Source organism: uncultured Cetobacterium sp., from assembly GCF_947072685.1.
Lineage (GTDB): Bacteria > Fusobacteriota > Fusobacteriia > Fusobacteriales > Fusobacteriaceae > Cetobacterium_A.
Genome location: NZ_CAMTIK010000001.1, coordinates 1 through 26188 on the forward strand (window position 1 = coordinate 1; position 26188 = coordinate 26188).

General features: G+C 34.9%; 24 protein-coding genes. 3 read left to right on the top strand and 21 right to left on the bottom strand.

Annotated features, from left to right (window positions below; genetic code table 11):
* Positions 1–35: 35 nt before the first annotated feature.
* The 13 genes from Q0V67_RS00005 to Q0V67_RS00065 all read right to left on the bottom strand — a co-directional run bounded on the left by Q0V67_RS00005 (position 36) and on the right by Q0V67_RS00065 (position 14878).
* Positions 36–1100, bottom strand: a complete 1065-nt coding sequence (locus tag Q0V67_RS00005; RefSeq protein ID WP_297595827.1) for an FtsX-like permease family protein — start codon at positions 1098–1100, stop codon at positions 36–38.
* Positions 1101–1111: 11 nt separating this feature from the next.
* Positions 1112–2434 carry an HlyD family efflux transporter periplasmic adaptor subunit gene (locus Q0V67_RS00010; protein WP_297595829.1) on the bottom strand — a complete coding sequence of 441 codons (1323 nt, stop codon included), beginning with the start codon at positions 2432–2434 and terminating at the stop codon, positions 1112–1114.
* Positions 2435–2443: 9 nt separating this feature from the next.
* A complete protein-coding gene (locus Q0V67_RS00015; protein WP_297595831.1) occupies positions 2444–3676 on the bottom strand; it encodes a TolC family protein in 1233 nt (410 codons plus the stop codon).
* On the bottom strand, positions 3588–4373 hold the full coding sequence (locus Q0V67_RS00020) for a CpsB/CapC family capsule biosynthesis tyrosine phosphatase (RefSeq protein ID WP_297595832.1): 786 nt from the start codon (positions 4371–4373) through the stop codon (positions 3588–3590). The genes Q0V67_RS00015 and Q0V67_RS00020 overlap by 89 nt, the downstream gene beginning before the upstream one ends.
* Positions 4367–5203 (bottom strand): CpsD/CapB family tyrosine-protein kinase, encoded by an 837-nt coding sequence (locus Q0V67_RS00025; protein WP_297595834.1) that lies wholly within the window; start codon positions 5201–5203, stop codon positions 4367–4369. The genes Q0V67_RS00020 and Q0V67_RS00025 overlap by 7 nt, the downstream gene beginning before the upstream one ends.
* A complete protein-coding gene (locus Q0V67_RS00030; RefSeq protein ID WP_297595836.1) occupies positions 5193–5936 on the bottom strand; it encodes a Wzz/FepE/Etk N-terminal domain-containing protein in 744 nt (247 codons plus the stop codon). The genes Q0V67_RS00025 and Q0V67_RS00030 overlap by 11 nt, the downstream gene beginning before the upstream one ends.
* 127 nt (positions 5937–6063) lie before the next feature.
* The gene (locus Q0V67_RS00035; RefSeq protein ID WP_297595838.1) at positions 6064–6381 is read right to left on the bottom strand and encodes a hypothetical protein; all 318 of its coding nucleotides are present in this window, start codon (positions 6379–6381) and stop codon (positions 6064–6066) included.
* Positions 6382–6397: 16 nt separating this feature from the next.
* Complete coding sequence (locus Q0V67_RS00040; protein WP_297595840.1) at positions 6398–7225, bottom strand: hypothetical protein; 828 nt, start codon at positions 7223–7225, stop codon at positions 6398–6400.
* 364 nt (positions 7226–7589) lie between these two features.
* Positions 7590–9110, bottom strand: coding sequence for a hypothetical protein (locus tag Q0V67_RS00045; RefSeq protein WP_297595842.1), 1521 nt, complete (start codon positions 9108–9110; stop codon positions 7590–7592).
* 9 nt (positions 9111–9119) lie between these two features.
* The gene (locus Q0V67_RS00050; protein WP_297595844.1) at positions 9120–9833 is read right to left on the bottom strand and encodes a diacylglycerol kinase; all 714 of its coding nucleotides are present in this window, start codon (positions 9831–9833) and stop codon (positions 9120–9122) included.
* A gap of 8 nt (positions 9834–9841) precedes the next feature.
* Positions 9842–10306 (bottom strand): rRNA maturation RNase YbeY, encoded by a 465-nt coding sequence (gene ybeY, locus Q0V67_RS00055; protein WP_297595846.1) that lies wholly within the window; start codon positions 10304–10306, stop codon positions 9842–9844.
* Positions 10307–10331: 25 nt separating this feature from the next.
* Entirely contained in the window at positions 10332–12401 is a 2070-nt protein-coding gene (locus Q0V67_RS00060; RefSeq protein ID WP_297595849.1) for an HDIG domain-containing metalloprotein, read from the bottom strand.
* A 14-nt stretch (positions 12402–12415) separates the two neighbouring features.
* Positions 12416–14878 carry a helicase C-terminal domain-containing protein gene (locus tag Q0V67_RS00065; RefSeq protein ID WP_297595851.1) on the bottom strand — a complete coding sequence of 821 codons (2463 nt, stop codon included), beginning with the start codon at positions 14876–14878 and terminating at the stop codon, positions 12416–12418.
* A 271-nt stretch (positions 14879–15149) separates the two neighbouring features.
* Here Q0V67_RS00065 and rpsT point away from each other — a divergent pair, with 271 nt between their 5' ends.
* Positions 15150–15410, top strand: coding sequence for a 30S ribosomal protein S20 (gene rpsT, locus Q0V67_RS00070; RefSeq protein WP_297595853.1), 261 nt, complete (start codon positions 15150–15152; stop codon positions 15408–15410).
* 74 nt (positions 15411–15484) lie between these two features.
* The gene (locus tag Q0V67_RS00075) at positions 15485–15991 is read left to right on the top strand and encodes an HAD family hydrolase (protein ID WP_297595855.1); all 507 of its coding nucleotides are present in this window, start codon (positions 15485–15487) and stop codon (positions 15989–15991) included.
* On the opposite strand, the gene Q0V67_RS00080 is transcribed toward Q0V67_RS00075, so the two are convergent.
* The 7 genes from Q0V67_RS00080 to Q0V67_RS00110 form a co-directional block, all read right to left on the bottom strand.
* Complete coding sequence (locus Q0V67_RS00080; protein ID WP_297595856.1) at positions 15963–17063, bottom strand: YibE/F family protein; 1101 nt, start codon at positions 17061–17063, stop codon at positions 15963–15965. The two genes, Q0V67_RS00075 and Q0V67_RS00080, sit on opposite strands and share 29 nt — an antisense overlap.
* A 67-nt stretch (positions 17064–17130) precedes the next feature.
* Positions 17131–17391, bottom strand: coding sequence for a 30S ribosomal protein S15 (rpsO, locus tag Q0V67_RS00085; protein ID WP_297595858.1), 261 nt, complete (start codon positions 17389–17391; stop codon positions 17131–17133).
* Between the two features lie 112 nt (positions 17392–17503).
* Positions 17504–19657: an ATP-dependent zinc metalloprotease FtsH gene (gene ftsH / locus Q0V67_RS00090; RefSeq protein ID WP_297595860.1), complete on the bottom strand. Its 2154-nt coding sequence runs from the start codon at positions 19655–19657 to the stop codon at positions 17504–17506.
* The gene (gene tilS, locus Q0V67_RS00095; RefSeq protein WP_297595862.1) at positions 19647–20984 is read right to left on the bottom strand and encodes a tRNA lysidine(34) synthetase TilS; all 1338 of its coding nucleotides are present in this window, start codon (positions 20982–20984) and stop codon (positions 19647–19649) included. Before tilS ends, ftsH begins: the two co-directional genes overlap by 11 nt.
* 72 nt (positions 20985–21056) lie before the next feature.
* Positions 21057–22736 carry a B12-binding domain-containing radical SAM protein gene (locus Q0V67_RS00100; RefSeq protein WP_297595864.1) on the bottom strand — a complete coding sequence of 560 codons (1680 nt, stop codon included), beginning with the start codon at positions 22734–22736 and terminating at the stop codon, positions 21057–21059.
* Positions 22737–22751: 15 nt separating this feature from the next.
* A complete protein-coding gene (gene mltG, locus Q0V67_RS00105) occupies positions 22752–23705 on the bottom strand; it encodes an endolytic transglycosylase MltG (protein WP_297595866.1) in 954 nt (317 codons plus the stop codon).
* A gap of 76 nt (positions 23706–23781) precedes the next feature.
* Entirely contained in the window at positions 23782–25368 is a 1587-nt protein-coding gene (locus Q0V67_RS00110) for a DEAD/DEAH box helicase (RefSeq protein WP_297595868.1), read from the bottom strand.
* 222 nt (positions 25369–25590) lie between these two features.
* On the opposite strand from Q0V67_RS00110, the gene Q0V67_RS00115 reads away from it, so the two are divergent.
* Complete coding sequence (locus Q0V67_RS00115; protein ID WP_297595870.1) at positions 25591–25977, top strand: PG0541 family transporter-associated protein; 387 nt, start codon at positions 25591–25593, stop codon at positions 25975–25977.
* A 48-nt stretch (positions 25978–26025) separates the two neighbouring features.
* On the opposite strand, the gene Q0V67_RS00120 is transcribed toward Q0V67_RS00115, so the two are convergent.
* Complete coding sequence (locus Q0V67_RS00120; RefSeq protein ID WP_297595871.1) at positions 26026–26175, bottom strand: FeoB-associated Cys-rich membrane protein; 150 nt, start codon at positions 26173–26175, stop codon at positions 26026–26028.
* Positions 26176–26188: the final 13 nt, after the last annotated feature.

Below are 26188 nucleotides of genomic sequence, written 5' to 3' on the forward strand. Positions count from 1 at the left end.
ATTGTGTTTCATCTCCCCATCCCCTTTAACTTCCCCTATACTTTTAGTGCTTCAACTATTTCCAGCTCTCCAGCTTTTTTAGCTGGGAACACACCAAATACCAGTCCTACTCCCATAGTGACAAGCGCTGTCATAAATATCCCCCCAAGACTAAAACTTGGTGGTATCCTTAGGATAACCCCTGCTACATATGACATCACAACCCCTAGAAGTGATCCAATAGATGTTCCAATACCCACTACTATCGCCCCTTCCAAAAGAAATATCTCCATGAGTTGCTTTTTCTGCATACCCACAGTTCTCAGTATCCCAATGTATGCTCCTCTTTCTCTAACTGAACTTCCAATCAGATTTAAAACCCCAACTCCACCGACAACTAAAGAAATAAAAGAGAGGATAAATAAACTTTTGCTCACAAAAGTTTTTATCCTCTCCACTTTTCTATAGACGTCTGGTGTTTCTAATAACCGAATCTGCCTGTAACTTAATCGGGACCTATTCAGCTCCCTAAGTATTACTGGTATATATTCCACCCCGTCTTCATCTTGTGGAAAGGATACGACCAAACTTCCATAGTCTCTCCTTCCAAAGATTTTCTCAAATGTTAAATCCCCAACTATAACTCTATCCCCTATCTTCATAGTCTCAAACGGACTTAACTCCTGATACAAATCCCGAACCCTAAATTTTTTTTTCCCGTTTCCAGTTTCAAGCTCAATATTTTCCCCTACTCTAGCCTCTGGAAACTGTGTTTTATCTAAAATTACCTCATTTTCTGAAAGTTCTCCAAGTCCCATAGCTTTGAGTGCTTTTTTTGAATAGCTTTTATACAGTATATTTCCAACACTCACCTTTTTTTCTGGAAGTACCCCATACTCCACAAATGGTAATCGTTCAACAATCTCTAGGTCCCTACTTCCTAGATTTTCACCGCCCACAAGTATTCTGTTTTTTCCAATGGCTGAGAGATCATTTGCTATCATCTTTTTAGCTCCCTCTCCTAGCGAAAGAGTCATCACAAGTGCCATAGCCCCAACAATAACACCAGCTAGTGGAAACAAAGCCCTTCCTCTATTTCCCAAAAGAAATCTATATGCCATCCAAAATCTCATCAAATCACAGCCCTTACTCTCTCTCCACTGTTTACTTTGAATGGATTTATCACAACTTCGGTCCCCACAGGTAGATTCAGTATCTCATACTCAGTGTTTGTCTTAGCCCCTAACTTGACCTCGGTCTTTCTAACTCTTCCATCCTCAACTGTGAACACATAACTTTTATCCCCCTCTTCCAAAACTGAAAAAGAGTTCACTCTTGCAACATCTCTTAAAGATTCACTGCTTATCTCCACGTCGGTTATAAATCCTGGCTTTAAACTGTTCTGTTCAGCCACTTTTACCTCAACCTCTATGACCTTATCCCTTTTACTTCCTAAAAGACTCTCTCTAGCAACACTTGAAACTCTTGAGACAATCCCTTCATACACTAGCTCTCCCTCAGATGAACTTGTCCTTATAGTTGCCTTTTGATCTTTTGAAACACTTGCGGCCTGATACATTGGTACCTCAACTTTTATAATGCTCTCCCCTCTTGGTGAGATAGCTAGAAGCCTTTCACCGCTGTGAGCATTACTTCCCTCAACAACATCTATTGCTGTTATAACTCCTGATATCGGTGCAACTAGCGGTTTTTTTAACTGCTCGGCACGTCTTGCTAAAATCTCGTTGTTTAATTCTAACTTCTCTAGTTGTGATTTTAACTTGGCCTCTTCAATCTGAAGCTCTCTTGTCAAGCTTTCAAAACTTACAGCCATCAATTCAAACTTTTGTCTATTTAAATCCAGTGCCATTTTCAAATCCTCTAGCTCTACAGCTTTCTTATCTGCCTCTGTCATAGCACGACTGGCCTCTGTACTTGAAACTCCATCTTGAGCCAAAAGCTTTTTATAAGCTTCAGCTTTATCCCTTAAACTTTTAGTCTCCGCCATTATAACTGGAAGCCTTCTTATATCTCCGTTAACTCTTTCCTCTAAGTTTCTCATCTCTAACTTTCTGTTATCCAGTTCAAGCTTGAGTGATCCACCCTCAAGGTCAGCAACTCTCAATTTTATATCTTTGATATCGAGTTGGTTTATACGCAGCTCCTTATCGTTTTCAATTATACTCTTAGAACTAAAAACCATCAGTTTATCCCCAGGTTCAACCTCTTGTCCCACACGCGCAGTTATACTCTCAACAAGTGCTGGTGCCTCCACATACACAGGTACAACATCTCCCGGAGCCACAACCCCAGCATATAAAATTGAACTGGAAAGCGTCCCCATCTCAATTTTTGAAATTTTTACCTCTTTCCCTCTCGAAAACTTATTCCCTTTATAAGCTACTCCAGCCACAAGTAGAAGAGATAAAATCCCTATAACTATCTTTTTATTCATCTCTTTCTCCTATCTATACAGATTTTCATACTCAATAACTGCTAGTACTAACTCTCTTTGAAGTTTATAATAATCCTCTTGAGCTGTTCTCAACTGATTTACCGAGTTCAAATAATCAAATGTTGTCACCAGTTCATTGTCGTATCTTAAATTATCTATCCCTAAGTTTTCCTGTAACAGTTCCACCCTTTTCCTTTGAGCCTGACTCTGCCCTGCAAGAGATTCTATCTCACCAAGTTTATTTCTCATATCTAGGTCTATCCCTTTGATATTGTTTTCATACCTAATTTTAGCTTGATCCAATTTGTATTGACTTTGATTTATGGAATCAATTGTTCCACCCCATTCAAAGACATATCTAAATCCTACCTCAACCATTCCTTCATTTCTTGTCTCAAGTCTATCTCCAACTTTTTCTTTAAATTTATGGGAAGGCTTCACATAAAATGATGGATAGAGATTAGCTTTTGCTATCTTCACATCATATTCAGCGACATCCACAAGAAGACTCTCTCTTTTTCCTAAAGTTGTGCTCTCTGGAGCGTCAACTTTTTTTATTACCCCTATGTTTTCTAAGTAATTTATGGCACTGAACTCATCCAGTTCCACTTTTTTGTCTAGATCATATCCCAAAAGTTGCATAAGAGTCTCTTTTGCCGCTCTCTCCCTCTGGTTATTTCTAAGATTTAAGGCCACATTATTTTCGATATCCGCATCCACTTTTAAAACCTCTGACTTTGGAATAAGTTTGTTCTCTCTGTACAATCCATCCAGTCTTGACCTCTGTTTTGTCAAAGCCTCAATTGTTTTATCTGTAATCTCCTTTTGCTTTCGATAGTTTAGAGCTGAGAAATACTCAGATACACTCTCCTCTTGCCATCTATAAAGTGTTAACTTCTGGCTCTCTTTAGCAATATCCAACTCTTTCGAAGCCTTTTTATACCCATACATCATTCTTCCACCTTGAAATATTGGGATATATGCTTCAATCTCTTTAAATCCTATTCCTTCATCCTTTACAATCTCCCAATCCTCCTCTGTAGAAAGATTGACAGGTGGTAGAATCAGATTTTTTAAAGCTTTGTTTTTACCCTTCTCTTTAACTCTCACATCCAACTCTTGTATCTTGACTTCAGGGTTTGCCACTTCAACCCTATTTAGAATCTCCTCTAGCCCAATTCCCTTTGAATATGCCCCCAAAGATAGTGCTAAAAAAGCTCCAGTTAGAAACTTTTTCCTCATCCCCAAAATCCTCCTTGATCTCTTTTCCTTTTAAAATATCCCTTCCATTTGTCAAAAGTATCTTTCTAAACACTCTCTTCTCAACTATACTCTTTATATATAAAAGTTCGCTCTCAAGATTATAATCCCTTTTCCCCATCTTGTGTGCATCACTTCCTAAAAAATCTATATACCCCTCTTTTAAAAGTCTTTCCACTCTTTTGCTAGAACACGCTCCAGATATGTTTACTTGAACTTTTACACCCATTTTTTTAATTCTCACTATATCGCTTCCAGTAAAATTTCTATATCTTTCCACATGAGCCAGTATTGGGATATACCCATGTCTCATAACTCTTGCCAGCATCCCCTCTCCTACTTTCACAGGAGTCAGAGGTGAGAACTCTACCAAAAGATATCTTCCACCTACCGTGTTAAACGTTTTCTCTTTCAATACCACATCCAAGTTCTCATCCAGATACACCTCATTCCCCCTATGAAAAACAACGTCTAGATTCAATTTTTTACAAGCCTCATTTAAAATTTCAAAATTTTTATCATAGTTTTGATTTTTAAATCTTCCTTTAGCAAAGTGTGATGTGAGTATAAACTCTTTATATCCCAACTTTTTCCCCAGCTTTACAAGCTCTATAGACTCCCCTAATGTTTCAGGTCCATCATCCACTCCAAAGAGCAGATGCGTGTGGACATCTACCATTTTTTCCCCTTTTGGTCTCCACTCAGTTGTCTTCTATAGTCTCTTTTTAGCTTTTCTACAAATCCTTTTATACCTTTTTTAGGTATATATTCTCTTGAGAGGTTTTCCCCCTCCTCCGTATAATAATCCTTATAGTATGAGTAGTTGTTGTTGTAGTAGCCATAGTTTCCATATGAAAGTCCATTTTTATCCACTCTATTCACTATAAATCCGTAGATATTCGCTTTAGCGTTCTCTAACATAGTTTTTCCAAATTCAAGTTCTCTTTTAGCAACCTGATCATAGGCTACAACATATACAACTCCGTCACAATATTTAGATAAAATAGCTGCGTCACTCGCCACTATAAGTGGTGGTGTATCTAAAACTATAGTGTTATATCTCCCTTTTAACTCCTTTAAAAGAGTTTTCATTCTATCCCCTAGAAATAGTTCCGTCACATTGTGAGCCATATTTCTTGTCGGTAAAATATCCAGATTTTTCTCAACATTTTTTAGTAAAACTTCATCCACAAGAGATTCATCAGTTAAAACTGATTCCAATCCCTTTTTAAAATCAACCCCAAAACTTTCATGAGCCCTTGGTCTTCTTATATCACAATCTATAAGCAGAACTTTTTTCCCTGTAATAGCTATACTCATAGCGTAGTTTGAAGCTATTGTACTCTTTCCTTCCTTGGGAGTTGTACTCGTTATCAAAACAGTTCTATCCTCATCCTTTTCATTTAGAAAGTGAAGGTTTGTTCTAATAACTCTTAAAGCCTCATTCATTTCGTGATTGTTGGCATCCTTAAAAAACAGTTGTCTCTTACTAGAATGTTTATTTTCCATTTTTCCCCTCCTCTACCAATGAAAGGTTGAAGTCCGGAACCATTCCAAGCATCGTTGTTCCAAGTATCTTCTCTATATCCTTAGGTTTTCTCAGTTTACAGAAGAAAAATTCAACTATAAAAGCTACCATACATCCAATCATCCCAGATAGTACAAATGATATTGCAAGGATAAGAGCTCTTTTTTTAGGTAAAGGTTCTTTTGGTACCTCTGCTGGTTCAACTATCTTTATATTTTGAAAGTTCATAACCTCTCGAACCTTTAACATAAACTCGTTTCCAATCTCATTTACAACCGCAGCTGCCATAAGTGGATCTCCATTTTTATATGTCAGTTGTAGAAGTTCAGTATCTTCAACAGGTTCTATTGTCACCTTTTCTTGTAACTCTTTTAGACTCTCATCCAAATCATATTTTTTTATAACATTATTTAAAATAGCTCGACTTTTGGCTATCTCAGCATATGTTGTTGCCAATTTCTGATTCATCGAAAGCTCCCCACCGTCCAAAGAGTTGGCCGAATAGTTTCTTCCGCTAGAAACCATAAGTGTTAGCTCCCCTTTATAGACTGTTGGTCTTGTAGCTGCAAAGAATACTCCCAGTGCAAATATAGGTATCGCCACAAGCATAATCAATTTCCATCTTCTCAGAAGTGTAAAAACAAGATCCATAAGATCTAGTTCCTCCTCATCCTCGTAGAAGTCATCCTCATAAAAATCCTCTTTTTTCCTCATTGTTCTCCCCATCAAATCTTAATTTTTGGATAAAAAAAGCGACCAACTCCCGATCGCTTTCATTACTCTATCATTATTAATGTGTTGCTTTCAGTTTCTATTTTATTGGTATTTTATAAATCTCTTCTTATTTGTATGTGTACGGTGTATTTTGTGGGCTTGTCAGTGCCGTCGATCCCACATGTGCTGTTGCATGCGCTGCTGCTACCGCTCCAACTGAAGATGCTGCTCCTCCTGTTGAACCTCCAGATTCTCCTCCATCTATAACACCAGAGTCTCCCATACCAAAGGCTGCCATAAATGATTCGCCTTTTGTCATCGCTGCTGGGCTTGCCTCAGTTGCTGATATTGTTGTCTCCTCCTGAGTAGCTGTTTCCTCTTCAGCACATAGAACTACTGCATTTATAAAAAGTAGTGATATCATCACCAATATAATTTTTTTCATATCAATCCCCCCCTATTTAAAATACATATGCTGCTGCTATTGATCCAATTGCAGATACCTTATCCTCTGGTCCCTGTTTAGTTAGATTAGTTGCTCCTAGGTTAACAGATACTGGGTAATCTGGGAAAGGTACAATACTTGTTCCCAATGTCACCACATTTGAAGTATAATCTAAAATCAAACTCATCTGCGGTAAAATATATACAGCTATCGAACCAAATCCTCCAACCTCTTCTTTTCTATCTCTATTTTCAATATTTACATCTGCAAAAGAGTTATTTCCAAGTCCTGCTGTTATCGCTATTGGTGCAATATCATTTGACCATAACTTCGTCACCGCCGTATAAAAACTTGGATTTTCATTATCTCCATCAGTTCCATTATCATGCCATAGGTTTACTCCATTCATTCCAACTGACCAACCAAATCCATAATCTTTGAAATGACGTCCAAAACTTATATTCAAATTCCCTCTGTTGAAAGCTCCTCCATCTCTTGGATCTACACTTCCAACTCCTAGAGATATCGCTCCACCTATAGTTTCAGCATCTCCAAATCCCATTCCTAGAGCTAGTGCTCCATCCGTATCATCGCTGTTTGTCTTTCCAGACAGTCCTGCAAAGGCAACTCCATATGATGAAACTAAACCTGATGGTGCCCCCATAGAAAAACCTGGCACTGTTGCCATCTCATGAAAGTTTTCTGATAAGTATATCAATGGTTTTCCATTGCTCACCTCTTTTTTAGCAAAAACTGCTGTGGTTTCTCCACTCACTGTAGATAGATCTGCTGCAAATCCCAAAGAACTAAGTGCCATCGTTCCTAATAAAACCTTCTTTATCATAGGTTTTCCCCTCCCTAAATATAGTTACCATTCATTTTGTAAATGGTTATTTTAAGATCGTTTTTTCATTTCATTATCACTTTTTTATATTAACATAATTTGACTTAAAATCAAAGTTTTTTCTTTTATTTTTTTCTTTTTTTTGAATTTTTTATAATATTTATGAACTTTTTTAGGTTTTTGTATACAGTTTTTAAACTTTTTTAGGTTATTTTTTTAAAAAATTCACTGACTTAAAAGCTTCTCAAATTACATTTCATTGTGAAAACAATATCTTGATGAACTATTTTTGACCGTTGTTTTTTCACGAAAAAAGGAGTCACTTTTTTATGAAAGTGACTCCTTTTATTTTTCACATGTTTTTTTAAAACAGTATGAGATCGTATATATCCTGTGTCCTATATGGACTCGGAAGCTTAAATTTTAAATTTTCCCAAACTCTACTAAACGTCATCTCATCCATCTCTTTGAGTTGATTGTAAGCTTGTTGTTTGTACAAGATATCGTCCCCACATTTTTTTATTGCGGTCAAGACATGTAATTTTATTTTCCTATAATTTTGATTTGTGATTGGAACTAAACTGTAATACTCCGCTAAAAGTTCTTTCTCCACACAGTACTCCAAAGAAAATATCTTTCTAAGAAATGTTCCTAGATATTGAACAGAAAGGTTTTTACTAAACATCCCTTTTCTCTCTCCATCCACCTCTATAAAGGGTAAAAACACATCCTGATAGTGATACTCTTGAACTGATTTTGTAAAAAATCTCAAGCTTGAAAATATTGTTTTTTTACTTACTTCTTTTTTCAAAAAACCTTTATCCACTTGATATACAGCCCCTATATGAGCAAATAGTGAGACCGTCAGGTCTTCCGAGTGACAAAAGTTAACAATGTTTTCATCATAGACCCTATTCTCTTTGATTCTTCTTATAAAATAATCGGCTTCAAAGAGCTCCTCAGTCAAATTATCCACCTTAAACAGAGCACTGAATACCCTATTTTCATCCAACATCTCATTTTTTGTATCGTTTGAAAGTTTTGCTAAAATATTATCAAACTTTGTATTTTTCATGAAGTTCTTAATAAATCCCTCATCTATATCTGGAGATATCTGTACATCTGGAGATATCAACAACGTGTTGTTATCCTTTATTATCTTTCCTTTTTTTAACTCCTTTAAAAAAAATGAGAGATACTCATTTTTAAACTCCAAGAAATACTGTTTTTCAATATCATTTAATCTAATTTTATCCAGAATCTTGTCATAGTTGAAAAAGTCCAAAAGATTTATGATTCCATCTCTATTTATTCCAACAGCATTCCATGTGCATGTATAGGGGATAAATCCTCTCTCTTTGTCAACCATTATACTCACAAATTGAGCTATTCCACCACCCAATGAGTGTCCCGTGATTGAAATTTTGTCCTTTGGAATCTTGAATTCATCATAAATTTTATTGAACACTTCCAGTCCGTCATAGAACTGAATGGGTTTTACTCCCAGTCCAATCTTTAGATCATTCTCTATAAAATCCTTATACGCATCCTCTATGGGATACTTCTCACTCCCACGATAGGAGATCACATATTTGTCCTCTAAAACATTTTTAAAAACAACGCTATAAAACCCAGTCGAGTCCTTATCTCCATAGGAAGCTCTTTTGTTATGTATATAAAAGATCTCCCATTTATCTAAAATATCTTCAAAAAATTGACAGAACAGAAACCTTGTTTTAAAAGTACAAAAATAAAATCCATCTGTATCCAATTTTGAGTGATCGTTCTCTTCATACACTTGGCTTAAACTTTTCCCATAATCATCCTCTGTAAAATTACAGTAAGAAAGTACACTCAGGAGTAAATAGTCCTTTGCTCTTTGCATTTTCTCCTCCTATATTTCCAGTAACGACAAGAAGAGATAGGTTATTCCCATTCCTAGCACCGCTCCTATTATCGTTTCTAAAACTGTATGTATTTTTCCTTCAACCCTCGATTGTAAAACTAAAATCAGCAGAAAAAGCGAGAGATAAAAGATTCTCACATCATCTGTCAAAAAAAATATCCCGGTAAAAAGAGCTCCTCCAAGTGCACTATGCCCACTTGGTATCCCGCCTCTTAGAGGTGTTCCCTTTCTAAAAAAACTCTTTATTCCTATAACTAAAACCACTAAAAATATAAGTATAAACACTATCACATTTGCATATGAACCCTTTAAAAGTTCAAAAAACTTATCAAACTCACCTGCAACCCTTTTATGAAAAACAAGATATCCCACAATCAGTGCATTTGTGGCAGCTATAAAAACTGCTCCAGCTCCCACATCTTTTGCCCTTTTTGCCAAGATATTATATCCCGGAGACATCAAGTCCACACAACTCTCTATAGCTGTATTCAGGAGCTCCGCAACCAGTACAAACGACATACTTATCGAAAGTGCAATCAGCTCCATTCTGCTGACACCTAAAAATATTGCAATCATCAGAACAAGTATCGTTGAAAAAGCGTGAAACTTCATATTTCTTTCCGTTCTTATCGTTTCAATAATTCCCTCTATCGCTACATTAAAACTTTGAGTTATATCCTGTTTCCCCTTTTTTTCCTCCATAGCCCCTCCTAGTCTCTTGTGTGTCCAAATTTTGCTAGAATCTCTTCCTCTCTGGCTCTCATCTCTTTTTTATCCTCTTCATCTATGTGGTCATAACCTAATAGATGTAGCATCCCGTGAGTTAGAACATAGAAAAACTCTCTTCTAAAAGAGTGGTTATACTCTTTACACTGTTCCTCCACCCTTTCTAAAGAGATTATTATATCCCCTAAAGTGTCGTATGGTCCTATCATATAGTCCTCTGTTTCATGGTATGCAAACGAAATCACATCTGTTGGCTGATCTTTATCTCTAAAATCTCTATTTATTCTTTGAATATCCTCATTTCCTACCAAAGCTACCGACATATATACAGGTTTTTCAGATTCAAACTCATCATTTAAAACCTCACATATATACTCCTGTACCTCATCCTCTTTTAAAAATTCACCGTATCCTTCAATCTCCACTGAAAAATCCAATACTACTTCCATATCTATTTACTCCTCACTTCATATATTATTTTTGCCCTGGATACTTAATTCTCACATGGTGTATGCTCATAAGTACCTTCGTAAATGTCTTTACTATTATCTCTATCTCTTTAAATGTAAGTGCTGCTTCTGACAGTTGATTCTCCTCTATCTTTGAGTTTATTATTTTACGTAGCATATTCTCTATCGTGATTGGAGTTTTCTCATCTATCGATCTCACCGCCGCTTCCACAGAATCTGCTAGCATTATAATTGCAGACTCCTTACTTCTGGGTGTGGGACCGCTGTATCTAAAATCATCTTCAATAACTGTTGGATCCAGCTGTTTAGCTTTGTTGTAAAAATATGCCAGCATAGTTGTTCCCTGATGCTCAAACATGACATCTCTTATCTCTCTAGGAATTTTATACTCTCTTCCAAGCTCATTTCCATCCTTTGTATGAGACGTTATAATCAAGTTGCTCAAAAATGGTGATATCTTGCTGTGAGGGTTTTCTCCCCCCTCCTGATTTTCCACATAGAATTTAGGTCTTTTCATCTTTCCTATATCGTGATAGTAAGATGCTACCCTTGCAAATATTGCGTTTGCTCCAATCGCCTCAGCTGCCGCCTCCGATAGAGTCGCCACCATCATAGAGTGATGGAACGTTCCCGGAGCTTTCATAGACAGAAGTTTTAGCAATGGATGTGATAGGTCCCCTAACTCTAGAAGTCTAAACGTTGTCAAAATATTAAATGTTTTTTCAAAATATGGAAGCACAGCTATTGCTAGCATTCCTGATAGAAGACCAGAAACCACAATCTCTCCACTTTGAAGAACAACTAAGCTTTGCTCTCTTCCTATAAAGTATGTCAAAAGTAAGTACAAGAAAAACTTTGTAACCGCAAGTTTCATCCCTAGAGCTATAAGTTCTTGTCTTGTTGTCACCTTTTCTATAAGGTATGTCCCCATTATACATACAAGGGATGTCACAATCACAAATACTGGATCATACCCCACAATTGGAAATAGATATGAGATAGCCATCGCCGTTGTAAGAATTGCAAAATCCTTGGCAAACAGTATACACATTAAAAAATACATTGTCTCAAATGGAACAAAGTATATGTGATCCAATTTTGTGAATCTAAATGTTAAAAACCCAATTGTATAGATTAAAAATAAACTTCTATACAGATTTTTATTCAATATATTTCTTTTAAATTTCGTCACCAAAAGTGGATAGAAAATAACAGTTAGGATTATTGTGTATAAAAGATTTGAGACTGAAAACCCTAAACTTTTCTTATACGTATATATCCCCGCTGCTTCCAGCAGTTTTGACTTGCTATCGGTTATTATATCCCCTTTTTTCACCAAAAGTGTCCCAGCTTTAATATCTAAAATTTGATCGTCAATTTGAGATATCTTTTCAGCTATCGAGTTTTTAGTCTTTGTCTCATCGTAGATATAGTTAGCTGTTAAGAAGTTTTCTACAATCCTCTTATCAAAATCTGTTAACTCTGCAAAAGCTTCATCATTCGGAGGTGAAATAGTCAAAATTCCCTTCTCCCTAATTATTCCTGTGGCGTAAGCTTTCGTTAAAAATCCAATAACTCTCTCTTTGGTCTCAAGTAGCTCCTTTTTATTTAGCTGTGTCAGTCCCCCTATCAGTTTAGGAGGCAGAGGTTTTCCTATAACATCCTCTATTCTATCCAGATAGAGTTTGTTTTTCTTAAAGTTTTTCTTCAACACCTCATCAAACAGGTATTCAGCCGCTGAGATATATACAGTTCCAGCTTGCGGAACATATATATACTCCTTTTTAGAGCCCTCCATCAGATTTTTTATAATATCCTGCTTTTTATCCTTATCATTAAAAAGTACACTCTTCGGTGCATATATATCGTTGATTGCCACATCCCCGATATCATACTTCTGTTCATTGATTATATATCCGCCCTTTGAACTAATAACTATAGCCATTATCATCAAAATCAGATAGAATATCTTCTCTCTCAGATGATGATCTTTAGTGTATAATTCAGCATCGTCTGAGTTTTTCTTATTCAGTTTAAAAGTTAAACTTAGACCAAACAGCTCAATTTTTTTCATATTAGTTGCTCCTTTTAAGTTTTGGAAATATCTTTTAGTACCTCTTCCTTTGTCAAAATTTTTACATTTTTTGTAGGGATAGCCTCTTTAAAATATTTTCCATAGCTCTTCGTAATCACTCTATTATCCAATATTGTAACTATGCCTCTATCACTTTTACTTCTTATCAATCTTCCGATTCCTTGTTTAAACTTTATCACAGATTCTGGTATCTGATACTCCACAAAAGCATTTTTATTTTGCTGTGTTATACTCTCTATAATCGCTTCTGTTACAGGGTCACTCGGCACTTTAAATGGGAGCTTCACTATTATTACAGAGCTGAGCTGATCCCCTTTTATATCCACACCCTCCCAAAATGAATCGGTTCCAAATAAAACAGGATTTTTTACTGTTTTATAGGTGTTTACAAGTTGAGATCTCGGAGCTTGCCCTTGAATCAGAAGGTTTAATCCAGCTTCTTCCAGTTCATCTTTTATCATATAGTAGATGTAGTTTAATGTTGAATAGGAAGTGAATAGTATAAAACATTTTCCAGAAGTTTTCAAGATTAAATCTTTTAAGAAAACTCTGATGCTATCTATAAATTTAGGATCACTTGGATTCAATAGATCTTTAGGAAGATATACCGTCATCTGATTGTTATAATCAAATGGGGAATGAATCACTTTTTCCAAAGTCTTCTCCTTTAGCCCGATACTCTCTTTGAAGTAGTTAAAATCATTTCCTATAGCGATAGTTGCCGATGTGAACACCATCTGCTTCAAATTGCTATACAGGTTTTTATCCAACTCTCCATCAATTTTTAGTGGAGTTGCCACCAGCTTCGAGTTACTTTTTTTTCCGTTTACTTCCACCCAGTATATAAACTTCTCATCCTCTAAACTTGTTATAAATTTAAGATTTTCAAAAAAACCTTCAAGCCTGTCTACATATCTTGAGAAATCACTCATATATCCCTCTTTATCCTCTAAATCTTTTAACTTCCCTAAAATACTTTTAACTTTTTTTAGGTATGAGGAGATATCCGCTATGAACTCATCCTTTAAGTTATCCAGCTGTGCATAGTATTTAGCTCTTTCAAACTCACCTTTTTTCAATCTATATGTTATACTTGTCATCTGCCCCTTAGAAAAAGCATCTATTAAAAAATTAAAATATGCTCTTCCAGAACTTAAAAGATTTCTATGTCTCAACTTAATATCGTTCTCTAAATCTCTTTCAATTCCTTTTTTTCCATCAAAATCCGTATGTTTCAAATATCCTATAAATACATCTAAACTTCCCGTTCCTCTTTTTTTAGATTTTTCTAAAGTGTAGATTTGATTCATAGTCTTTGTGAATCCGTATTTGGAAACCTCATAAGAGAAATAGTCCCTTGCTACCTTTTCCACGTTGTGAGCCTCATCGAAAACAACCAGCTCATATTCTGGAAGGATTGAGTACTCAGTGTTAAAGCCTATCTCCTTTCTTATAGCCAGATCTGAAAAGTACATATGATGATTTGTTATCAAAATATCCGCTTTTTTCTTCTCATCTCTTGCTTTTAAAAAGAAACACTCCGCTTTAAAAGAACATTTAGCTCCTGCACACATATCGGCTTCACTTTGGAAATGCTCCCAGATGCTGTAATCTACCTCAAATGGAAGTTCTGCCTTATCTCCTGTATCAGTTTTACCTCCCCATCTCACAACCTCTTTAAACTGACTCTTCTGGCTCTGACTAAACTCTTCAAAATCTACAATATCCCCTGTTGCCACATTGCTCAATTTTCTATTGCAAAGATAGTTTCCTCTTCCTTTCACTAAAATATAGCTAAAATCTCCCTCTATAACCTTTTTAGCTATTGGAATATCCTTGTTTAGAAGTTGTTCCTGCAAATTTATAGTATTTGTTGTGATAACAACTCTTTTCTTATTTTTTATGCTCCACTCAATGGCAGGAATAAGATACCCTAGAGTTTTACCAGTTCCTGTTCCAGCCTCAACTATAACTTTAGTTTCGGTATTTAACCCCTGCTCTATAATCTGTGCCATCTCCAACTGCTCATTTCTATATTCAAACTCCTTAAAAACACCCGCTAGAAGTCCATTTTTTTCAAAATATGGTTTTATATCTATCGCAATATTTTTCTTTAAACTCAACTCCACTATCACATAGATATCGCTGGCATCATTGTTTATAATATATGAAGCCCCATCGAGTCTGTTGGAGTACAGTGCTGCTATCTCTACATCTGGATCCGAAGGATATAGGTGCCCAGAAGGATGGTTGTGTATGATAACTTCCCCTTTCTTCATCGCTCTTAGAATTGCCGGAACCGAGTATCTATTTCCTCTTGCTAAAACCTCTATCTCCGTAACCACTCCGTTTTCATCGGGAATCCCTCTAAAAAAAACCTCATTTCCATCGGCTTCTTCTATCTCTAATTGAATCTTTTCCCTTGCTTCCGAAGATATTTTTTCCTCTATATTCATTCTTTCCCTTTCTAAAATTTAAATTTTACTACACTAACATAATACTCTTTTTTTGCAAAAATATAAAATATTATTTTTAATTTTTCTTCTTTTTTTATGTTAAATATGATAAAATATACTTGGTCCATTGTAAATATTGTAGTGTCTCTTTTTATGCTTACCTGTCAAATTGAAATACTTACACTGAGTATCGCAATCCATATTGACATAAGTCGTTATTTATGTTATTATGATATGAAATTTTATTTAAAATTAAAGGGAGGTTTTTGATTTGGCACATTCAAAATCAGCAAAAAAGAGAGTATTAGTAGCGGAGAGAAATAGAGAGAGAAATCAAGCTGTAAAATCTAGAGTAAAAACTATGGTTAAAAAGGTTTTAGTTTCTGTTGAGACTAAAGAGATTGAGGCTGCAAAAGCTGCTTTATCTATCGCTTACAAAGAGTTAGACAAAGCTGTTTCTAAAGGAATCATAAAGAAAAACACAGTTTCTAGAAAGAAAGCTAGATTAGCTGCAAAAGTTAACGCTTTATAATTAACGCTATGAAAATAAAACTGGGGATATCCCCAGTTTTATTTTATTTTTGTATATTTTTTTAGGAGGATGAAATGATCAAACTTATTGTTTTAGATGTTGACGGAACTCTCACAGATGGTAAACTCTATGTTTCAAACAGCGGGGACGAGATGAAAGCTTTCAATGTCAAAGATGGCCTTGGTATCACTCAAGCTATCTCTTTAGGAAAAGAGGTCGCCATAATAACTGGAAAGACCTCTCAAATCGTGACTAAAAGATCTTCGGAGCTAGGTATAAAAGAGATCCATCAAGGTATCAAAGATAAAATAGGAACTTTAGAATCAATTTTAAAAAAATATGATATCGACTATTCCAATGTTGCCTATATGGGAGATGATCTCATAGATTTAGCTGTCATGAAAAAATGTAAGCTTGCAGGCTCTCCAAAAGATGCTGTCGAAGAGATTTTAAACATCTCGGACTTCGTATCCGCTAAAAATGGTGGAGATGGAGCTGTCAGAGAGTTCATTGAATATATATTAAAAAAAGAAAACTTATGGGATAACGTTATCAATCATTTTGTTCCGACTGAGCAATAAATATACTGCATAGATAGGAAGTTATTGGAACAGCGACCAAAATACCTATACTTCCTGCAAAAGCTCGAACTATATCGGCTGCTACAGACTCAAAATTTAAAATTCTTATCAGTGGAAATTGTTCCTTCTGAAGATAGATAAATAGAGTCGAAAGAATCCCACTTCCTATATATGCCAGTATCAGTGTATTCACCATCGTTCCTATTATATCACTTCCTATTCTCATTCCCGAACTAAACATCTCATGCTTTGTTATCGTGATATCTCTTTCTTTTAGCTCTGTTAAAGCTGATGAGATAGACATAGACACATCCATCACCGCACCCATACTTCCAAGTATCACTCCCGCCGAGATTATCTCTTTGACTTTTATCCCTTTTAAAAGATTTGAATAGTTTAAGGCCTCAACCGAAACAAATCCAGTCATAGCCATCTTGTATGAAAAATACATCGAAAGAAGACCCGCAAATACAACTCCTGCCACCGCTCCTATTATAGCTACCATCCCCTTTTTAGAGAATCCTGTTGTCAAAAGTATTGTAATTGTTGAACACAGCAGAGCACAGAGAGTGGAAACCAGTATCGGAGAATACCCCACAGCTATAGCTGGTAAAAATATATTGTAAATAATTCCTATAACTATAACTAGTGACAATAGAGCTTTCACACCTTTTAATCTGGCTACCAGTATTGTAAACGCCATAAAAATCGCTACAATCATCAAAATTGAGTTTCTCTTATCTATATCGACTATGTAGTAGATATTTTTCTCTCCTTCCACAGCGTCCTTGTAAAGCACTACATTTTGATTGTCTCGAATGTAGATGTTGTAGGCCTCCTCCACATATATAGGGGACTGAACAGTCACACTTTGTCCTCTGTCCTCACCTTCTAAAATCTTAACACTGTATTCTCTTGTCTCTTTTATTCCATCCTCTTGATCACTTCTGTCTTTAATAACACTTTCAAGGTAGAGAATCTTTCCTTTGATATACTCCTCTTGAGTTCTTTCATCTTCAGTAAAACTTAAAACAGACAGGATTAAAAATAGTAGAATAGTAATTTTTTTCATATCTCCTCCATATGTTTTTCCAGTATTTTTGGTAAAAAAAAACGAGGAAGAATCCTCGTTTCAATTATTACTTTCTGATTCCTAACTTAGCTATAAGAGCTCTGTATCCTTCGATATCTTTGTTAGTTAAGTAGCTTAAAAGTCTCTTTCTTTTTCCAACCATTTTAAGTAATCCTAATCTTGAGTGGAAATCTTTCTTGTGAGTTCTTAAGTGGTTTGTTAAGTGGTTAATTTGTGCTGTTAAGATTGCGATTTGAACCTCTGTAGATCCTGTATCTTTTGCATCTTTTCCAAAAGCAGTTATTATTTCTGGTTTGTTAATAGCCATTGTATTCCTCCTGAATATTTAATATCTGGGCCAAGGTTTACGTAGCTTACTCGTAAATCCTAGCAAAGATTAAGTTCATTATAGCATGTTTTATCATTTTGGTAAAGTTTTTTTATTCCATAACAGACTGAGAAGCCTTGCTTTTTAACTCCTCTTTTAACTTTTCCTCTTCTTTTTCTATATCTGCCAGTTTTTCTTTGATTCTATCCTCTTCTTCGATTCTCTGAACAGTTTTTCCCTGTAGCATCTCATCTAGTTCTTCACCTGTTATTGTCTCAAGTCTTAAAAGAGCCTGCGTTATAGTTTCTAAAGTCTCTCTGTTGTCTGTAAGTATCTCTTTAGCTCTTGTATAAGCGTTTGATACTAAGCCTCTGATCTCATCATCTATCTCTTTAGCTGTAACCTCTCCATAAAGTTTTTGCTGGAACATATCCCCTTCACGAGTGTTATCTAGCATTATTGGACCAAACTTCTCACTCATACCATACTTTGTTACCATAGCGTGAGCTATAGCTGTTGCTCTTTCTATATCATTACTAGCTCCAGTCGTGATATCTCCAAACACAACCTCCTCCGATGCTCTTCCTCCAAGTAGAGTTACAAGCTCAGATAAAAACTCATTTTTAGATTTCAGATATCTATCCTCTGTTGGAAGCGTCATCGTGTATCCCAGTGCCGCCATTCCTCTAGGTATGATTGTAACCTTGTGAACCGGTTCTGTATGAGGTGACAACCTCTGCGTCATCGCATGTCCAACCTCATGGTAAGCAACTATTATTCTTTCCTTTTGAACTGCCATTCTTGACTTTCTTTCAGGCCCGATAGTCACTTTCTCTGAAGCCTCTTCCAGATCCTGCATCTCTATCTCTTGTCTTCCAGCTCTCGCTGCAAGTATAGCCGCTTCATTCAACATATTAGCTATGTCTGCTCCTACAAATCCAGGAGTTTTTCTAGCAATAACATCAAAATCCACATCCTCTGCAAACTTTTTATTTCTTGCATGGACTTTTAATATCTCTACTCTACCTTTAATATCGGGTCTATCCACAACAACCTGTCTATCAAATCTTCCAGGTCTCATAAGGGCTTTATCCAGTATCTCGGGTCTATTTGTAGCAGCTAGAACTATTATTGTCTCGTCGCTTCCAAATCCATCCATCTCTACTAAAAGCTGATTTAGGGTTTGTTCTCTCTCGTCGTTTCCTCCGCCTTGTCCGCTTCCTCTTTTTCTTCCAACAGCGTCGATCTCATCTATAAATATTATGCACGGTGCATTTTTTCTAGCTTTGGTAAATAGATCTCTAACTCTAGATGCTCCAACTCCTACAAACATCTCCACAAACTCTGATCCTGACATACTGAAAAATGGCACTCCTGCTTCTCCTGCTACAGCTTTTGCAAGAAGCGTTTTACCTGTTCCCGGAGCTCCTAAAAGCAGCACTCCCTTAGGTATTTTAGCCCCTAAAGTTTTAAACTTATCTGGCTCCTTCAAAAATTGAACAACCTCTTCCAGCTCTACTTTAGCTTCATCAATTCCAGCAACATCAGCGAATGTCACTTTAGATATATTTTCTCCATTCTCTTTAGCTTTTGATTTCCCCATATTGAATACTTGAGGACCTCCGCCTCCGCCTTTATTCATTTTGTTTAGCATGAATATCCAAACTCCAATCAGCAGTAACATTGGGAACCAAGATGCCAACATATTCAATAGGAATGGTAGTTCCTGTGGTGGTAATGATTCTATTTGAATATTTTTAGTCTCTATCAAATTAACTAGTTGTGGATCGCTCCCCAGTCTATCTGTTATCATTCTAGCTTTCAATACAGTTGCATCCTTCTCAGCAGTGTATCCGTAGATATACCCTTCCTTTTCGTCAACTCTCACCAACTTGTTATCTGTAACATCTTTTAAGAAGTCTGTATAGCTAACAGTCTTTACATTTGTTGCATCTGATTTCGAGAACATTGATGGCAGTGATAAAATTATAGTCACTATAAACAGTAACATCACAAAACCTTTCAGATTGAATCTTCCTCCGGGTTCTCTTTGAGGATCTTTATCATTTTTCCCGTTGTCCATCCCCTCTTTTAGTTTCTCTTTAATCTTTCTTTTTCTGTCTTCTAATTCTTGTTTTTCCTGTTCCTCTTTAGACTTATCTTGAGTTTCTTCACTAGCTTTATCATCTTTTTGTTCATCTTTTTTCGGCTCTTCTTCAATGAAGTTATACAATGCCATTTCTTTATTTTCTTCTCTAGTTTTCATCCTGCCTCCTCATGATTAGCTTAATCCCTTTTTTATTTTTTTCACCCTTAAATACTTCACTTTTTTTTACTCCAGCCACCCAAACAATCTCTTTCTCTTTTAAGATTATTGGCACCTTTCCCCTCTCCTCTTGAACTATTTTTTCATTTATAAAAATATCTTTTAATTTTTTATAACTACTCATTCCTAGAGGTTGCATTCTATCCCCATCCTCTCTAGCTCTAATCTCAATCTCATCCCCTAGTTTTAAATCAGTTAAAAACTCATTTTTCCCTGAGCTTTTATCATCTTCTCGAGCCTCTAACGAGTATCCTTTAAAGTTAATTTTGAATGGTATTTTTATTTTAATCGATTCTTTTTCTTGTTTTTCTTTCTGTTTTTGTTTCTCTATCCAAATATTGCTATATTGTTTTTTTAAGATATAGTTGTTCTCTAAATTCAAGGTTTTACTTCCCCCAGAATTCAGTATTTTAATGATATTTAGTATCTTTTCCCGAGTCGCCTCTAAACCAAACTCTTTCAGATATTCATTGATTATTTTCCTCTGAATATACGGGGGTTCAATTCTCATAAGTTCGATATTTAAGGTTATCTTATCGTGTACCTCATCCTTATAGTCAGATAGTTTCACCTTCAGAACTTGATTTACCTCTCTTATCTCGTCTATTAAATTATGTACCTTGTCTTTAAAACTTCCATTGTATCTTTTTTCAACATATGGAATCAAATCCAGTCTGATACTATTTCTTGTAAACTCATTTTCAAAATTAGTTTCATCAACTCTATATCCTATATCATTTGCATCCAAATAGTTGAGTATATCTTTTTTATAAACCTCATTTATTGGTCTTATGATATTATCTCTGTGATTGATGCCTTCTAGCCCTTCCAAAGAGCAGCCTCTTATCATTCTAAATAAAAAAGTTTCGATTTGATCATCTAAATTATGGGCAATCGCTATTTTAGTTCCTGAAGTTTGATTTAAAATTTCGTTAAAAAAATCATATCTTATCTTTCTTCCGGCTTCTTCTAAACCAACTCCCATGTCCTTTGAAATCTTTTCTATACTAGCTCTCTTAATAAAAATTGGAAGATTTAACTCCTCTGCCACTTCGGCAGAAAACTCCTGATCTTTTTCTGAATTGTCATCTCTTAAAAGGTGATTGATATGAACTAAGACTATTTCAAACTCTATCTCTTTCTGAGCATGGATTAAAACTTGTAGTAAAAAAACTGAATCTGGACCACCAGAAAACCCCACTACAATTTTATCTCCCGGTTCTATTAATTGTTCGCTTCTTATTTTTTTTAAAATTTTATTTAGCATAAATTTTTCCTTCAAACAGTATTTTATAGAATTATACCATATAGAGAACCTTTTTCAAACTTTTTTTCCCTGTTATTTTTTCTCTAAGATCACTTCTAACTCAACATTTTTCGGCATGTAGTTAAATAGAATCTCAATCTCTCCAACCTCATCTTTCAAAACATTGAAGTTAAATTTTTCAAACTCTGTTTTTTTATATGCCTCTCTTGAAGAGGAATAATTTTTAGAAACTATAATCTCGTTGTATCTCTCCTTATCCTTTTGAGAAATAAACCACTGAGGATAGCTTCCAGGTTTTCCTAACATCAAGTAGTCTAACTTTAGATACTCTACAAAAATCTTTTTTCCTTCAAAATTTTTATTATTATAAAAGTCCATCAAGTGGTTAAAAATACTTACAACTTTATGCCCCACGGTCAAGAGATTGTTCTTTCTGTAGTACTCAGCTATCTCTTCAAAAAATTCAAACGGAGATGAGTAGTTGTTCTTCACAATGTAGCCCACAGAGTATCTGAATTTTTCAGAGTTATAGTAGTAATCCAACATCTTTTCAATATTTTTCAACTTCACTAATTCCCCGTAGCTGATAAAGTTATTAGATAGTATCTCATAAGGTGGAAACTCCATATATTTATAATTATAATCAGTTATCTCTTTAGATATTTTTGTCCCATTTAATATTTTTAAAAATCCGAGTTGAATCATCTCAGCATCTAGATCGTACACATAGTTGAACGAATCCTTAAAAGTTTCATATGTATCGTGAGGTAGTCCCGCAATCAAATCCACATGGAGATGGATATTTTTAGATATTGCCTTTATATTTTTTTCCAATCTCTCTAAAAGGTTTCTTCTATTTATACTGTTCATAGTATCTTTATTGATACTTTGAACCCCTATCTCAAATTGGAAATACCCTTCTGGAACTTTTTTTAAAAACTCTATAACCTCATCGTCAAAGATATTTGCATTTATTTCAAAATGAAACGTTATATTCTCTTTATAATTTTCTAAAAGATGACTCCACACACCTAAATATCTATCTTTTTTTAGATTGAACGTTCTATCCACAAACTTCACAAGCTCCACTCCAGAGTCTATAAATTTGGATAGATCTTTTTTAACCCTCTCTAATGACCAGTATCTAACCCCTTTATCTATCGATGACAAGCAGTATGAACAACTGAATGGACATCCTCTTGTAGATTCATAGTAGAGTATTTTTATATTCTCTTTCAACTCTGTTTCAGTATATGGAAATGGTATCTCATCCAAGTTTTCTATTGGAAATTCATCTCCTAAATATCTGAACTCTCCGCCATCTAAAAAAGCTACTCCTCTGACTTCAGCAACAGATTTTGTTAAAAAATTCAAAAGAACTCTCTCCCCTTCTCCCACCAAAACAAAGTCTATACAGCTGTTCTCTCTCAGTGATTCTTCGGCATTATAGCTCACCTCAGGACCACCTAAAGTTATTCTCACATTCGGTAAAATCTTTTTTAACTCCTTAACCAGTGTGAAAACATACTCTTTATTCCAAATATATGTTGAAAATATTATATGATCAGCCTGTGTGTTGAACAGATCTGTTATTATAGTTTGAATCTGACTATTTATATTGCTCTCATATATCTCTATCTGAATATCACTGAATTTTTTAACATAGTTTTTCAAGTATCTGATTGCTAAATTTGTATGTATATATTGGCTGTTTATTCCAACCAAAACTATTTTTTCTGATTTTTTTTCCAATTTATTTACTCCTAACTATTTTTTCTTTTTTTGCACCTCTAGATGTTCTCTATAAGTTTTTGTAAATGTGTGTTTTCCATCGCTTGTCACCACAAAAAACAGATAGTCTGTCCTTGCCGGATTCATTGCAGCTTCCATCGAACTCGTATGTGGATTTGCAATTGGTGCCGGAGGTAATCCTGTATACATATAGGTGTTGTATGGTGAGTCCACCTTTAAATCCTTATAGTACATCCTTCTCTTTTGATAGTCATATATATAATTTACAGTCGCATCTGATCCCAGTTTCATTCCTTTTTTCAATCTGTTATAAAATACTGAAGACATCAATGCTTTCTCTTCTTTTAGTTGTGCTTCTCTTTCAATAATAGATGCCATTATCAAATCTTTATAGAACTTCTTCCTATCCGGATACTTTTCTGGTGGGAATTTTTTCAAAAACTCTCCCAACATCTTCTTGACAATCTCATCCTCTTTTACATCCACAGAAAGATAGTATGTCTCAGGATAAAGGTAGCCTTCAAAGTTTCCATTTGGAGTTGGATATGGAAAATCTTTAACATTTTCTAACGCTTTTTTCAATCCTTCTTCTGAACCATATCCCTTTTCATCCAAAACTCTCGCTATCTCTTTGATAGAGTATCCCTCTGGAATTGTCAGTATCTTATACTTCACTTTTCCACCCTCCATCATATTTAAAATATCCTCATATGAATACTGCCCTTTAAACTCATAAAATCCAGCTTTTATATTTTTTCCAGAATCTTTTTCATATTTTAAAAATACCTTAAAAAAAATGGATTTTTCTACTCCTATCTTTTCAAATACTCTCTTCAAACTCGTTCCTTGCTTCAAATCAACCCGTACATCATAATCTCTTTTTTCAGTTTTTTGCACCGAATAGACTTTAAAAATTGTTAAAATACCTATAACAATTGCAAAAAGTAAAACTATGATTTTTTTCTTCATGCCATCTCTCCCTAATATGCCGAAAAAAGCTGTACTTCGGTTTCCCTCGTTACAGCTCTTTAACATCATTATTTAATTATTTTCTTGATTGCTTTGCTTTTTCTATTAATGGTTTCTTTCCTCTTCTATCTTTTTGGAAGATATCCACTATTGTTTCAGCTTCAACAAATGGTACTGAAACGAATGAGAAGTTCTCATATACTTCTACACCTTTTAATTTTGACTCATGTATCTTTGTTTTTGAAGATATTAAATCTACAATCTTTTTAGGAGTCATTTTATCTTTTTTACCTAAAGCGATAAATAATCTTGTTTTTCCTGTTTTATCTAAAGAAACACTTTCGATATCTGAGTAGTTAGACTCTTCTAACTCTTCATCATAACAGTTTTTAAGGATAGCAGCGATTATTTCAATTGGAGTTGCCTCTTGATTTAATAACTCTTTTGCCATCTCTTGGTAACTTTCAGCATCTCCACCACTGATGATGTTATTAACATTATCAAATAGTCTAGTTTTCTTAGCTAAGATAACATCTTTAACTCCTGGAACTTGCTCTTTCTTGATTTCAGTTTTAGTTATTTTCTGAATTTGAAGAAGTTTTCTGTACTCAGATGGAGTTATGAATGTTATTGCAGTTCCTTGCTTTCCAGCTCTTCCTGTTCTTCCGATTCTATGAACATAGCTCTCAGCTTCCTGAGGTATAGCATAGTTGATTACATGAGTAAGATCGTTAACGTCAATTCCTCTTGCAGCAACGTCTGTAGCTATTAAGATATTTAAGTTTTTGTTCTTAAATCTCTTTAAAGTTACTTCTCTATGATTTTGACTGATATCTCCGTGTAATCCTTCAACATCGTATCCTCTATCTTGTAACTTTCCTACTAATTCGTTTACATCGTTTTTAGTTCTACAGAAAACAATTCCATAGAAATCTAATTCGATATCAATTATTCTACAAAGTGCTTCAAATTTATCTCTCTCTTTTACTTCAAAGTAAATTTGCTCTGTTAAGTTTGTAGTTAACTCTTTCTTTTTAACTGCTAATACTTCATGATCTCTCATGTGTGATCTAGCGATTTTTAAGATTTCAGCTGGCATAGTTGCCGAGAAGAATAACATTCTTTTGTCTTGGTTTGTAGACTTAAGAATCTGCTCTATATCCTCTACGAATCCCATGTTTAACATCTCATCAGCTTCGTCTAATATAAAGTAGTCAATCTTATTTAGTATTAAAACTTTTCTGTTAATTAAATCGATAACTCTTCCTGGAGTTCCAACAACGATGTCTACTCCTCTTTGAAGTTGTCTCTTTTGTTGCTCTAAAGATTGTCCTCCATAAACTGGGATTATCTTCAATCTTCTTCCTGCTGCTAACGAGTTCATTTCCTCTGCTACTTGAACAGCTAATTCTCTTGTTGGAGCTAGGATTATAGCTTGTACATTTCCTGTACTACTCTCTATTTTCTCTAATATAGGTAACGAAAACGCGGCAGTTTTACCTGTTCCTGTTTGTGCTTGACCTATTATATCCTTATCTCCAGTTAATAGTGCTGGTATAGTTAATGCCTGTATTGGACTCGGTTGCTCAAAACCTTTTTTTTCTAGAGGTTTTAAAGTTTTTTCAGTTAAACCTAAATCTCTAAACGTTAATATTTTTTCCATATTCACTTCCTTAATCTATTTATATTCATTCATTAGATTATACCACACATTTATAAAAATGTGTACTTTTTTTAAATTTTTTATTTCTATTCTTGAATTTTTTTCTCTATATGTTCTTATTCTGCAATCGTAGATATCTTTAACCCTCCCAATTAGCTATTGATTTTTCCAAAAAAATGTAGTAATAACTGTAGTAACAATATTTTTTTAGGAGGCGATCGGATGATGATTAATAGAAAAAATGTAAAAAGAGTTGTAATCTATATAAATGATTCTCAAAAAAATAATCTTCAAACATTTCTGCATAAGATCGGATTTCACTACTACACTATCCAATCTAAATTAGAGGGTAGCTGGGAGCACGGTATTCGACATTTAAACAATCATGTTTGGCCAGGTTCAGAAGCTGTATTCCACCTTATTGTTTCTGGAGATAAAGTGGATCTCCTTTTAAAAAAATTAAAAAGTTTTAGAATGGAACTTCCTGACAACGTTGTCATGGCTGTCCTTGTTTGCCCATTAGATGATTTTATCTACAATATGCAAACTGTTGAAATCGAAGCTGACGACTCTACAGAAAAAGTTTTCTGGCTAAAAGATGATGAGTAACATATAATTGAAATACAATCGAAAAAAGAGTAGAAATCTACTCTTTTTTTAGTTCTTATTGCATTTATCTTTGAAACTGCAACCATTTTTTCCTTTTGAACAACTGCAACCACTTTCACCTTTCAACATTTTGTAAAGACTTTTTAGTGCAACTGCTCCTATTATAGCTACTATTGCTATCAATATAACTGTTTTCAATTTTTCCTCCTTA